Annotated in this window: 10 protein-coding genes; 5 read left to right on the plus strand and 5 right to left on the minus strand. The window is 66.9% G+C overall.

Features of this window, described 5'->3' with window-relative positions; translation table 11 throughout:
- Positions 1–113 precede the first annotated feature (113 nt).
- From fba to QW887_RS18495, 5 genes are all read left to right on the plus strand, one after another.
- Positions 114–1,181 (plus strand): class II fructose-bisphosphate aldolase, encoded by a 1,068-nt coding sequence (fba, locus tag QW887_RS18475; RefSeq protein ID WP_316169471.1) that lies wholly within the window; start codon positions 114–116, stop codon positions 1,179–1,181.
- A gap of 374 nt (positions 1,182–1,555) precedes the next feature.
- Positions 1,556–2,578: a class I fructose-bisphosphate aldolase gene (locus QW887_RS18480; RefSeq protein WP_315826025.1), complete on the plus strand. Its 1,023-nt coding sequence runs from the start codon at positions 1,556–1,558 to the stop codon at positions 2,576–2,578.
- Positions 2,578–3,255 carry a thiamine phosphate synthase gene (locus tag QW887_RS18485; protein ID WP_315826024.1) on the plus strand — a complete coding sequence of 226 codons (678 nt, stop codon included), beginning with the start codon at positions 2,578–2,580 and terminating at the stop codon, positions 3,253–3,255. The genes QW887_RS18480 and QW887_RS18485 overlap by 1 nt, the downstream gene beginning before the upstream one ends.
- 10 nt (positions 3,256–3,265) lie before the next feature.
- On the plus strand, positions 3,266–4,348 hold the full coding sequence (locus QW887_RS18490) for a tetratricopeptide repeat protein (RefSeq protein WP_316165772.1): 1,083 nt from the start codon (positions 3,266–3,268) through the stop codon (positions 4,346–4,348).
- Positions 4,349–4,477: 129 nt separating this feature from the next.
- Positions 4,478–5,269 (plus strand): inositol monophosphatase family protein, encoded by a 792-nt coding sequence (locus QW887_RS18495; protein ID WP_315713903.1) that lies wholly within the window; start codon positions 4,478–4,480, stop codon positions 5,267–5,269.
- 250 nt (positions 5,270–5,519) lie between these two features.
- Here the strand turns inward: QW887_RS18495 and QW887_RS18500 are convergent, their stop codons facing one another.
- From QW887_RS18500 to QW887_RS18520, 5 genes are all read right to left on the minus strand, one after another.
- The gene (locus QW887_RS18500) at positions 5,520–6,116 is read right to left on the minus strand and encodes a hypothetical protein (RefSeq protein WP_316169474.1); all 597 of its coding nucleotides are present in this window, start codon (positions 6,114–6,116) and stop codon (positions 5,520–5,522) included.
- 184 nt (positions 6,117–6,300) lie between these two features.
- Positions 6,301–9,456, minus strand: coding sequence for a multidrug efflux RND transporter permease subunit (locus QW887_RS18505; protein WP_316194800.1), 3,156 nt, complete (start codon positions 9,454–9,456; stop codon positions 6,301–6,303).
- A gap of 6 nt (positions 9,457–9,462) precedes the next feature.
- Positions 9,463–10,659: an efflux RND transporter periplasmic adaptor subunit gene (locus QW887_RS18510; RefSeq protein ID WP_316194801.1), complete on the minus strand. Its 1,197-nt coding sequence runs from the start codon at positions 10,657–10,659 to the stop codon at positions 9,463–9,465.
- Between the two features lie 282 nt (positions 10,660–10,941).
- Positions 10,942–11,970 carry a cyclopropane-fatty-acyl-phospholipid synthase family protein gene (locus QW887_RS18515; RefSeq protein ID WP_316194802.1) on the minus strand — a complete coding sequence of 343 codons (1,029 nt, stop codon included), beginning with the start codon at positions 11,968–11,970 and terminating at the stop codon, positions 10,942–10,944.
- 12 nt (positions 11,971–11,982) lie between these two features.
- Positions 11,983–12,795: a DUF1295 domain-containing protein gene (locus QW887_RS18520; RefSeq protein ID WP_316194803.1), complete on the minus strand. Its 813-nt coding sequence runs from the start codon at positions 12,793–12,795 to the stop codon at positions 11,983–11,985.
- Positions 12,796–12,823 lie beyond the last annotated feature (28 nt).

Below are 12,823 nucleotides of genomic sequence, written 5' to 3' on the forward strand. Positions count from 1 at the left end.
CGTCGCCACTGCCCTTGGAATCCGCCCACCACCGCGTTATGCACGGTGCAGCAGTTTCGGCGCGTGCGCATCCTGCCGCACGGTCCAATCCTTAATCTCAGGGAGTTCCAGCCATGGCTCGTATCACGTTGCGTCAATTGCTCGACCACGCGGCGGAAAATGACTACGGCGTCCCGGCCTTCAACATCAACAACATGGAGCAGGCGCTGGCGATCATGGAGGCGGCCAATGCGGTCGACGCGCCGGTCATCATCCAGGCCTCGCGCGGCGCCCGCTCCTATGCCAACGACGTCATGCTCAAGCACATGATGGACGCGGTCACCGAGATCTATCCGCACATTCCGGTGTGCGTGCATCTCGATCATGGCAACGGTCCCGACACCTGCATGACCGCGATCCAGTCCGGCTTCACCTCGGTGATGATGGACGGCTCGCTGAAGGCCGACGGCAAGACCCCGGCTGACTGGGACTACAATGTCGGCGTCACCAAGACGGTCGCCACCATGGCGCATCTCGGCGGCATCTCGGTCGAGGGCGAGCTCGGCGTGCTCGGCTCGCTCGAGACCGGAATGGGCGACAAGGAGGACGGCCACGGCGCCGAGGGCAAGCTGTCGCACGACCAGCTGCTGACCAATCCGGACGAGGCCGTGAAGTTCGTGCGCGAGACCCAGGTCGACGCGCTCGCAATCGCGATGGGAACGTCTCACGGCGCCTACAAGTTCACGCGCAAGCCGGACGGCGACATCCTCGCCATGAACGTGATCGAGGAGATCCACCGCAAGCTGCCGAATACGCATCTGGTGATGCACGGCTCGTCCTCGGTGCCGCAGGATCTGCAGGAGATCATCAACGCCTACGGCGGCAAGATGAAGCCGACCTGGGGCGTGCCGGTCAGCGAGATCCAGCGCGGCATCAAGAACGGCGTCCGCAAGATCAACATCGACACCGACAACCGCATGGCGATGACCGGCCAGATCCGCAAGGTGCTGTCGGAGCACCCGGAGGAATTCGATCCGCGCAAGTACCTGAAGCCGGCGATGGAGGCGATGGCCAAGCTGTGCAAGCAGCGCCTGCAGGAGTTCAACACCGCCGGCCAGGCCTCGAAGATCAAGCGCGTGCTGACGACGGCCGAGATGGCCAAGCGCTACGCCAACGGCGAGCTCGCCCCGAAGGTCGCGTGAGCGTTCGTCGTGTAGTTCGACCTTCGCCCTGAACTCGGTGTGCTCCCCTCCCCCTTGCGGGTAGGGCTATCGCATCTGGCGCTTTACGTCTTGCGCCCGCCTTTTTCCACTTCGTCATGGCCGGGCTTGTCCCGGGCATGACGGAGTAACTCGTTGGCAGCAGTTCGTGCCGCGATTGCCGAATTTCGTCAAATGCGAACGCCCTGCCCGTACGGGGAGGGGAGCCGACTGCCGCTGAGTTGACAAGGTTGCCCCATCAGCAACCTCCCCTTCACCTCTCCGAGAGTCCGCCTCACCTGCGGCCAATGTTTGCTCGGCAACCGCCCGAGAACCGTCTATTTTGATGGGCAGGGCAGGTGCGTCTGGAGCCAAGCATGAACCTCTCCGCACTGAACACCACGGCCCTTGCCATGGTCGCGCCGGGCAAGGGCATTCTCGCCGCCGATGAATCCACCGGGACGATCAAGAAGCGCTTCGATGCCATCAAGGTCGAATCGACCGAACAGAACCGCCGCGACTATCGCGAGATGCTGTTCCGCAGCGCAGGCATGTCGTTCATCTCCGGCGTCATTCTCTATGACGAAACCATCCGGCAGAACGCCGCCGACGGCACCCCGCTGGTGAAGCTGATCGAAGCGGCCGGCGCCATTCCCGGCATCAAGGTCGACGAGGGAACGCAACCGCTGCCCGGCTGCCCCGGCGAGCGGGTCACGGCCGGGCTCGACAGGCTTGCGGATCGGCTGGCGACGTACTACGCGCTGGGTGCGCGCTTCGCCAAATGGCGGGCCGTGATCGATATCGACAAGGACAATATCCCTTCGATGACAGCGATCCATGTCAACGCGCATGCGCTCGGCCGCTATGCCGCCCTGTGCCAGGCCGCGAACATCGTGCCGATCGTCGAACCGGAGGTGCTGATGGACGGCGATCATGACATCGCTCGCTGCTTCGACGTCACGCGCCGCGTCCTGAACGAGGTGTTTCGTGAATTGCGCATCCAGCGCGTCGCGTTGGAAGGCATGATCCTGAAGCCCAACATGGCGGTCCCGGGCAAGCAATCGCCGGACCAGGCCGGGGTGCAGGAGGTCGCCGAAAGGACCGTCCAACTGCTGAAGGAATGCGTGCCTGCGGCGGTGCCCGGCATCGCCTTCCTGTCCGGCGGACAATCCGACGAGAGCGCGACCGCGCATCTCGACGCGATGAACCGGCTCGGTCCGCTGCCCTGGAGGCTGACCTTCTCCTATGGCCGTGCGTTGCAGGCCGCGCCGCAACAGGCATGGGCCGGCAAGGCGGCGAACGTCGCTACCGGCCAGCGGGCCTTCACCCACCGCGCTCGCATGAACGCGCTTGCCAGCCGCGGCCAGTGGACCGCCGCGCTCGAGAAAGAGGCCGCCTAGTGTCCGGCAAGACGACATCCGCGCGGCCCGCGCCGCGCCTGTATCTGGCAACGCCGGTCGTGACCGACGCGGCGGCGCTGGCCGCCGGCCTGCCGGCGATCCTCGCCAGCGCCGATGTGGCAGCGGTGCTGGTGCGGCTGAAGGAGAGCGATCCGCGCAGCATGATCACGACGGTCAAGACGCTGGCGCCGGCGATCCAGGGCGCCGGTGCGGCGCTGCTGATCGACGGCCATCCCGACATCGTGGCCCGCGCCGGCGCCGATGGCGCGCATCTGACCGGCGTCGCCGCGCTGGAAGAGGCGCTGCCCGGCCTGAAGCCGGACCGCATCGCCGGCTGCGGCGGCCTGTCGACACGGCATGATTCGATGCGTGCCGGCGAGCTTGGCGCCGACTATGTGCTGTTCGGCGAGCGCGACGCGCAGGGCCGGCGGCCCTCGCCGGATGCCGTCAACGAGCGCCTGGCCTGGTGGGCCGAGCTGTTCGAGCCGCCCTGCGTCGGCTATGCGATCTCGCTCAAGGAGGCCGCGGACTTCGTCGCCGCGGGAGCCGATTTCGTGCTGGTCGACGACCTCGTCTGGAACGACGCCCGCGGTCCGGCCGCCGCTCTTGACGAGATCAGCGCCGCGATCCGGAGCGCGCATACGGCCGTGCCGGCCGACGCGCCGGGACAGAGCTGAACGGCCGCCGATGACGATCCTGCGCCTGACATGTGTTGTTGCTGCGCTCGCCATGGCGACGACGGGCGCGGCCGCGCAGATCTCGTTGACGCCGCCTGCTCAGCAGCCGCCGACGGAAAAGCCCAAGCCGGTCGAAAGGCCGGCGGAGAGGCCCAAGCCGCCGGCACCGTCCGCTGCGAAGAAGCCAGCCCCTGCCCCGTCGGCCAAGCCGGCCGCCCCGGCGCCGGCCGCGACGCCACAGCCCGCCGCCAATGATCCCAATGTCGACGTGGTCTACGGCGCCTATCAGCGCGGCCAGTACAAGACCGCGTTCGATCTGGCGTCGCCGCGCGCCCAGGCCGGCGACCCCAAGGCCATGGCGATGCTCGGCCAGCTCTACGAAAACGCCATGGGCATCCGCCGCGACTACGACAAGGCGGCGATCTGGTACAAACGCGCCGCCGAGGCCGGCGACCGCGAAGCGATGTTCGCGCTGGCGATGATGCGGCTGGCCGGGCGCGGCGGCCCTGTCGACAAGCTCGAGGCGGTCAAGCTGCTGGCCTCCGCCGCCAAGCTCGGCGAGCCCAAGGCGGCCTACAATCTCGCGCTGCTCTATCTCGACGGCCAGACCTTTCCGCAGGACCTCAGACGCTCGGCCGAGCTGCTGCGCCTTGCTGCGGATGCCGGCAACGCCGAGGCGCAATACGCGCTAGCGACCTTCTACAAGGAAGGAACCGGCGTGCCGAAAGACCTCGAGAAGGCCGCCCAATTGCTGAAGGCGGCCGCGGTCGCCGACAATATCGACGCCGAGGTCGAATACGCGATCGCGCTGTTCAACGGCACCGGCGTGCCGAAGGACCAGCCCGCGGCAATCGCGCTGCTGCGCAGGGCCGCGCGGCAGAACAGCCCGGTCGCCCAGAACCGACTGGCATGGGTGCTGCTGTATGGAATCGCCACCCAGATGGACAAGGTCGAGGCCTACAAATGGCACCTGGTGGCCAAGACAGCCGGCAAGGGCGATCCCAAGCTCGACGAGAAATTCGCCGACATGCCCCCCGAAGACCGCGCCAAGGGCGAACAGGCCGCCAAGCGCTGGCTGGGCACCATCAAGTGATCGGCCGCTGATCCGGCCTTGACGCGGCGGCCCCGGCAGGGCACCCACAGCCAGCCATTTCACCCGCCTTCGTCCGCTTCCGGGGAAGGCGCGCACCGCGAGGTGCGGTCAGCCCAGCGCATCGAGCTCATGATCCATTCCGCCCTCATCAATGTCATGGTCAAGGCCGCGCGCCGCGCCGGCCGCAACCTCAAGCGCGATCTCGGCGAGATCGAGCACCTGCAGGTGTCGCTGAAGGGCCCGGCGAACTTCGTCTCCCGCGCCGACAAGAAAGCCGAGGAGATGCTGTACGAGGACCTCTCCAAGGCCCGGCCCGGCTACGGCTTTCTCGGCGAGGAAGGCGGCAAGCGGGAAGGCAGCGACAAGTCGCACACCTGGATCGTCGATCCGCTCGACGGCACCACCAACTTCCTGCACGGCATCCCGCAATTCGCGATCTCGATCGCGCTCCAGCGCGAGGACACCGTGATCGCCGGCGTGATCTACAATCCCGCCAATGACGAGCTCTACATCGCCGAGCGCGGCAAGGGCGCGTTCCTCAACGACCAGCGGCTGCGCGTCGCCGCACGGCGCCAGCTCCATGAATGCGTCATCGCCTGCGGCCTGCCGCATATCGGCCGCGGCGACCACCAGCTGTTCCTGCGCGAGATGACCTCGCTGCAGGTCAAGGTCGCAGGGCTCCGCCGCTTCGGCGCCGCCTCGCTCGACCTCGCCTTCGTCGCCGCCGGTCGCTTCGACGCCTATTGGGAACGCGACCTGCAGCCCTGGGACATCGCGGCCGGCCTGATCATGGTGCGCGAGGCCGGCGGCACCGTGTCGGGCATCGACGGCAAGGAGGACGCGCTGGCGACCGGGCACGTCGTGTGCGGCAACGAGGTCATTCACCGCGAGCTCGTGAAGGTGCTGAAGGCGGCGGCGTAGCTTTGATTCTGCGCGGCCACGCCGTTCGCACCGCTCGCTTCACATACGGTGTCGTCCCGGCCTTGAGCCGGGACCCATAACCACCGGCTGTTCTGATGGAGCGAGATGGGGCGACCTGCGCGCCTCAAGCATCTCCCTGGGGGTATGGGTCCCGGATCTGCGCGCGCATACGCGCGCTTCTCCGGGACGACGCCGAGGATGGAGTTGGCGGCCGAGCTCTACCGCCGGAAAGCTATCTACAGCCTGAACGCTATCTGCGCCCGCTGGTGAACGCCTGCGGCGTCGCCCCTGGCAGCGCCGGAGAGTTGATGTCGCTGTCGATCCGATCGGACGACTGGCCGGCATAGCTGAAGCCGAGCGACAGGCTGACATTGGAGGTCGGCTTGAACTCGACGCCGCCATTGATCGCGTAGGCCGGCGTAGACGTCGAGCGTCCGTCGAATGTTGCGAACGGGCCGCCCAGGCCGGGATTGTATTTCAGCGTGTCGAAGCCGCCGTAGAGGCTGACGCCGCTCTTGAACGTGTAGCCGTATTGCGCGCCCTCGGTGGTATACGAGCCGAGCGCCCCATAGCGATTGACGATGTTCGGGCTCAGGCCGACTCCCGAAAGCGCCGCCCAATTGTTCGTCACGCTGTAGCGCCGCGAGAAGAAGCCGCTGTCGCTGCCGTTCGTCGTGAAGCTCGGAAAGTTGCCGTAGGAGTCGAGGCTGCCGGCATCGCTGAAGCCGACCGGCCAGCCCGGCAGCCAGTATTTCACGGGGCCCGACTGGGCGTGAGCCGCGTGGCTGACAAGGGAGAGACCAGCAAGCGCGATTGCGAAGACAGATTTGCGAGAGACCATCGACATGCCGTGACCGTTTACATGCTGTGGGAGCATACACGCGGAGAGTGGCGAACTCCAGCCGGCGTCGGTGGAGTTCCGTTCTCCCGGCACGAGCGGTGTGCTCCCCTCCCCCTGGCGGAGAGGGAAGCGGAGCGCCTGTGAGGCAAGACCGCGGCACAATCCTCCGAAAAGGCCTATTCAACCTCACTCACGGCTTCGCCGGCGCCGGCGGCCCATAAGCCTCAAGCTCCGCCACCGGCTCCGTCTTCTCCCGATCCCCCGCGAGCACGCGCTGGACCGAGACGAAGAACACGGGGACCATCAACAGCGCCAGGATCACCACCGCGATCATGCCGCCCATCACGTTGGTGCCGAGCGCCTGCTGGCTGGCACCGCCGGCGCCCGTCGCCATCGACATCGGCAGCACGCCGCAGACGAAGGCGAGACCGGTCATGATGATCGGGCGGAAGCGCAAGGAGCAGGCCTCGATCGTCGCCGCGACCAGCGGCTTGCCGTGGGCGCGCAGATCCTTGGCGAACTCGATGATCAGGATCGCGTCCTTGGCGGCGAGACCGATGATGGTGATCAGCGCCACCGTGAAGTACACGTCGTTGGACAGGCCGCGCAGATTGGCGGCGACGACGGCGCCGAGGATGCCGAGCGGCACGGTCAAGAGCACCGCGAGCGGGATCGTCCAGCTCTCGTAGAGCGCAGCGAGACACAGGAACACGACCAGCGCCGAGAGACCGAGCAGCAGCGGCGCCTGCGAACCCGACAGCTTCTCCTGCAACGACTGTCCGGTCCATTCATAGCCGAAGCCGCGCGGCAGCTTGCCGGCCAGGCGCTCCATCTCGTTGAGCGCGTCGCCCGAGGTGTAGCCCGGCCTGGCCTCGCCGGAGATGCGAATCGCCGGATAGTAGTTGAAGCCGGCGATCTGGCTCGGTCCCTTGGCCCATTGGATGGTCGCGAACGACGAGAACGGCACCAGCTGCCCCTTGGCGTTCTTGACGCTGTAGTTGAGGATGTCATCCGCGTTCATGCGGCTGATGCGGTCGGCCTGCACCACGACACGCTGCATGCGGCCGCGGTTGGGGAAGTCGTTGACGTAAGTCGAGCCGAGATTGGTCGAGATCGTGTTGTTGATGTCCTCGAAGGTGACGCCGAAGGCGCCGGCCTTCTCGCGGTCGATCATCAGATTGACCTGCGGTCCCGGCGGCAGGCCCTCGACATAGACCTTCTGCAGCACCGGGCTCGCATTGGCCTCCGCGATCAGCTGGTCGGCCGCCGCGGTCAGCGCCGCATAGCCCTTCTGGCCGCGGTCCTGCAGGCGGAAGCTGAAGCCCGAGGAGTTGCCGAGATTGTCGATCGGCGGCGGCTGCAGCGCGGTGATCTTGGCGTCGCGGAGCGACGCAAGATCGCGGTTGATGTCGGCGACCAGCGCCGCGGCGCTGTCGTGCTTGCCGCGCTCCGACCAGTCCTTCAGCGAGATGAAGGCCTGCGCGGTGTTGACGCCCTGGCCGGCATAGCTGAAGCCGGTGAGGAAGGTGACGTCCTCGATGCCTTCGCGCTTGGCGAGATACCTCTCGACCGCCTCGACCGCGGCCTGCGTCCGCGCGTAGGACGAGTCCGCCGGCGTCTGGACGTCGGTGGTGATGAAGCCCTGGTCGTCGACCGGCAGGAAGCCGCCCGGCAGCCGGATGAAGGCGAAGGTCAGCCCGACCAGGAAGATCGCGTAGATCAGCATCAGCCGTCCGGTGCGCTTCAGCGCGCCGCCGACAACGCCGGTGTAGCGGTTGCGGCTATTGTCCATGAAGCGGTTGAACCAGCCGAACACGCCCTTCTTCGCGTGGCCGTGGCCGGCCGTGACCGGCTTCAGCAGCGTCGCGCACAACGCCGGGGTCAGCGACAGCGCCAGCAGCGCCGAGAAGCCGATCGCCGCCACCATGGTGACCGAGAACTGCCGGTAGATGATGCCGACCGAGCCGGGGAAGAACGCCATCGGCACGAACACCGCCATCAGCACCAGCGTGATGCCGATGATGGCGCCGGTGATCTGGCCCATCGCCTTGCGCGTCGCCTCCTTCGGCGACAGCCCCTCCTCGGTCATGATGCGCTCGACGTTCTCGACCACGACGATGGCGTCGTCGACCAGGATGCCGACCGCGAGCACCATGCCGAACATCGTCAGCATGTTGATGGAGTAGCCGACCAGCATCAGGGTCGCGCAGGTGCCGAGCAGCGCCACGGGAACGACGATGGTCGGGATGATGGTGTAGCGGATGTTCTGCAGGAACAGGAACATCACCACGAACACCAGCACCACGGCTTCGACCAGGGTCATCAGCACGCGCTTGATCGAAGCCTTCACCACCGGCGTGATGTCGTAGGGAATCTCGTAAGAGATGTTGGCAGGGAAGAAGCGCGACAGCTCCTTCATCTTGGCTTCGACCGCACTCGCGGTCGCCAGCGCATTGCCGGTCGGCGACAGCAGCACCGACAGGCCGGCGGTCGGCCTGCCGTTGAGGCGGGTGTTGAACTGATAGCTGAGGCCGCCGATTTCGACGCGCGCGACATCGCGCAGCCGCACCGTCGAGCCATCGGGATTGGCGCGCAGGATGATCGATCCGAACTCGTCGGGCGAATCGAGCTGGCCCTTGACCAGCACCAGAGCCGAGGTGCGCTGCGAGGTCGTCGCGGGCTCGGCGCCGATGCTGCCCGAGGCGACCTGCGCGTTCTGCGCGCCGATCGCCTTGGTGACGTCGTCGGCGGTGAGGCCGTAGCCGATCAGCTTGGCGGGATCGAGCCAGACGCGCAGCGAGCGCTCGGTCGAATACAGCGTGGCGCGGCCGACGCCGGGAATGCGCCTGACTTCGCCGAGCACGTTGCGGATCATGAAGTCGCCGAGGCCGACCTCGTCGAGGCTGCCGTCGGTCGACTGCAGCGTGATGATCTGCAGCACGGCGGCGGAGGCTTCCTCGACCAGGATGCCCTGCTGGATGACGGCGCGCGGCAGCCGCGCCTCGACACGCTTGAGGCGGTTCTGCACCTCGACCGAGGCGTCATTGGTCGACGTGCCCGGCACGAAGTTCGCCGTGATCTCGACCTGGCCGAGCGAATCGCTGGTGGATTCGAAGTTGAGAATGCCGGAGGCGCCGTTGAGCTCCTCCTCGATCAGCCGCGTCACGCTGTTGTAGAGATTCTCCGGCGACGCGCCGGGGTAGCTGGTCGAGATCGAGATCGAGGGCGGCGCGATGATCGGATATTGCGCCACCGCCAGCAGCGGAATCGCGATCGCGCCGATCAGGCAGATGAACAGCGCGACCACCCAGGCGAAGATCGGCCTGTCGATGAAGAAGCTCGGCATGGCGACTTACCGCGTCGCCGACTTCGATTCGAGCTGCGTCGCGGCGCTGACCTCGGTCCAGACCTGCGGCGCGACCCTGTCGCCGGCGGCGAACTTCTGGAAGCCGTCCACCACGACCTTGTCGCCGGCGCGCAGACCGTCGGTGATCAGCACCAGGCCATCCTGGGTCGGGCCGGTGCGCACCGGCCTGGCGATCGCGCGGTTGTCGTCGCGGATGACGTAGACCTCGGACCCGCCGGCCGCGTTGCGCTGCACCGCCTGCTGCGGCACGCCGACGGAGTCGCTGTCGATGCCCTGCTCGATGCGGACGCGGACATACATGCCCGGCAGGAGCTCGCGCTTCGGATTGGCGAACTCGCCGCGCAAGGTGACCTGACCGGTGGCGGCATCGACCTTGGCGTCGGAGAACAGGAGCTTGCCCGGAATCGAATACGGCGTGCCGTCGTCGAGCACGAGACGGACCTTGATCGCGTCGGGCGCGATCTGGTCGAGGTCGCCGGACTCGAACGCCCGGCGCAGGCGGTTGAGCTCGCTCACCGACTGGGTGAAGTCGGCATAGATCGGATCGAGCTGCTGGATCGTGACCAGCGAGGTCTCGTTCTGGACCGCGATGGCGCCCTCGCTGACCTGGGCCGCGCCGACGATGCCGTCGATCGGCGCGCGCACGGTCGCATAGTCGAGATTGAGCTGGGCACGCGCAAGATCGGCCTTGCGGGCCTCGATGTCGGCCGCTGCCTCGCGCTCGGTCGAGATCGCCTTCTCGTTCTCGACCGCCGGGGCTGCGCGCTCCTTGAACAGCAGGCTGATGCGGTGGGCCTGCTGCACCGCGCGCTCATGCACCGCCTCGGCCTTGGCCAGCGCCGCCCGGCTCGACAGGATCTCCACCTCGAACGGCTTCGGATCGATGCGATAGAGCGGATCGCCCGCCTTGACCTCGCTGCCCTGGCGGAACAGCCGCTCGACGATGATGCCCGAGACGCGCGGACGAACGTCGGAGACGCGGGTCGGCGCGATGCGGCCGGGCAGCTCGCGCACGATCGCTCGCGCCTTCTGCTCGACGGTCACGATGCCGACGTCCGGAATGACGATCTGCTCATTGGCGGAGGCTTGAGCCTGGATGGGGTCGTTACAGCCGGCCAGCAGCGGCGCGGCGGCCGCGAGCATCAATGCACTGCTGACCAGCAACGCGCGAAAACGTGACATGCGTGGAGGAGCCCCCTCGATGATGATGAAAGCCGGTCGACCGGATGGCCCAGTCATGGCGCCATTCTGGCGCTCGCCTTGCTGCAACATAGAAAAGAGCTGCTGCGACGCAACGCGAAACCCGGGCGGCTTGATGTCACACGAACTACGTAACTGATAGATCAAGCTTTTTTGGGACTCACCTAATTGTGAGTGCTTTGTGGCAGCAGGTTCCCAGCAGGTTCCGCGGAGCGAAACGCGAATCCACCTCCAGCACTGCGGCATCCCGCCGCAGCGAACAAATTAGTTCGCCGGCCGCAGGCGGTAGTGACTGACGCCCCATTCACGGCCTTCGTCGTGCCCGAACAGACCCGCGGTGGCGAGGAAGAACCAGCGCCAGCGGCGCATCCACAGCGCCGTGTCGTCGCCATAGACCGGCTGCAGCACCTGCAGGATGCGGTTGTAATCGGCATCGAAATTGGCGAGCCAGTCCCGTGCCGTGCGCTGATAATGCGTGCCGCTCCAACGCCATTCCTTCTCGACCGCGAACAGATCCGCGTACTGCCGGATCAGGCCGTGGCTCGGCATGATGCCGCCGGTGAAGAAGTGCTGCGCGATCCAGTCCTCGCGATCGTTGCGGTCGAACAGGTAGGATCCGGTGCGGTGGGTGAAGATGTGCATGAACAGGCGGCCGTCCGGCAGGAGCCATGACCGGACCCGCGACAGCAGCTCGCGCCAGTTCATCATGTGCTCGAACATCTCGACCGAGACGATGCGATCAAAGCGTGCGTCGGGAGCGAACCCGTTCATGTCGGCGGTGACGACCCGCAGGTTGAGCAGGCCGCGCGCGGCCGCCATCTCCTCGATCGCGCGGCGCTGCGAGTGCGAGTTGGAGACCGCCGTGATCTTCGCACGCGGGAACTGCCGGGCCATGAACAGCGACAGCGAGCCCCAGCCGCAGCCGAGCTCCAGAATGGTCTGGCCATCCTGGAGATCGGCATTGGCGACGGTCTGGCGCAGCGCCTCCTCCTCCGCCTCCCGCAGGGTCGAGACCGGCTCCTTGTAGAAGCAGCAGGAGTATTTGCGGTTCGGCCCGAGCACGCGGGCGAAGAACGCCGCCGGCACCTCATAGTGCTGGCTGTTCGCCGCGTCGGTATGCTCGGCGATCGGCCGCGTCGTCAGCAGGCGGGCGAACTCCGCGTCACCCATCGCATCGGCCCCGCCGAGCCGCGCCGCCGTGCGCGCGCACAATTCGGAGATCGCGGAGCGGATGACGGCATCGGGCAGCGGCACGCGCTCGGCGGCGCCGATGATGGTCGAGATGAAGCTCATGCGGTGGCTCCGTTACTTCGTAAAAGGATTTGGCGGCAGGGGAAAGAATGCGCTGGTGCGCGCCTGATAGGCCCGGTAGCGATCGCCGCGCGAGCGCAGCATCTGCTGTTCCAGCGGCGGGATGCCCGTGACGTGGACCAGGATCCAGTACATGAACAATGGCGCGAGCAGGCTGGCGAGGCCCCACGGATGGTCGAACGACAGCGCGATGACCGGATAGGACAGCCAGCACACCCACTCGAAGAAATAGTTGGGATGGCGCGACCAGCGCCACAGGCCGACGTCGCACACCTTGCCCTTGTTGGCGGGATCGGCGCGAAACGCCTTGAGCTGAGCGTCGGCGACGCCCTCGCCGGCGATGCCTGCGAACAGCACGAGGATGCCGAGATAGTCCTGCAGCCGAAGCTCGGCGGCCGGCGCATGGGCGGCGACGAACATCGCGAACACCAGCGGGATCGAGCCCCAGGCCTGCTGCTGCAGGAACAGGAACATCTTTCGCGGTGCGGCCGCGCCCCATTGCCGGGCAAACTCCGCGTAGCGCGGGTCGTCGGAGATGCCGCGGCTGCGCGCTGCGACATGGCCGCCGAGCCGCAGCGACCAGACCGCCACCAGCACCGCGACCAGCCACTGCCGCGCGTTGGGGGCGACGCCGCCGGCGGGCCAGATCGCGCCGGCGGCGCCGACCAGCCCGACGGAAAATGTCCAGATCGTGTCGACCCAGCCGGAGTTGCCGGTGCGCTGCTGCACGACCCAGGCGAGCCCCATCAGCACCGACATCGCCACGGCCATCGCCAGCAGCGCCTGCAGATATTCAACGACGGTCATGACAAAGCCAGGGCGTTCCCGTTAGATA

Source organism: Bradyrhizobium sp. SZCCHNRI3052 (genome assembly GCF_032484895.1).
In the GTDB taxonomy this organism is placed as follows: Bacteria; Pseudomonadota; Alphaproteobacteria; order Rhizobiales; family Xanthobacteraceae; genus Bradyrhizobium.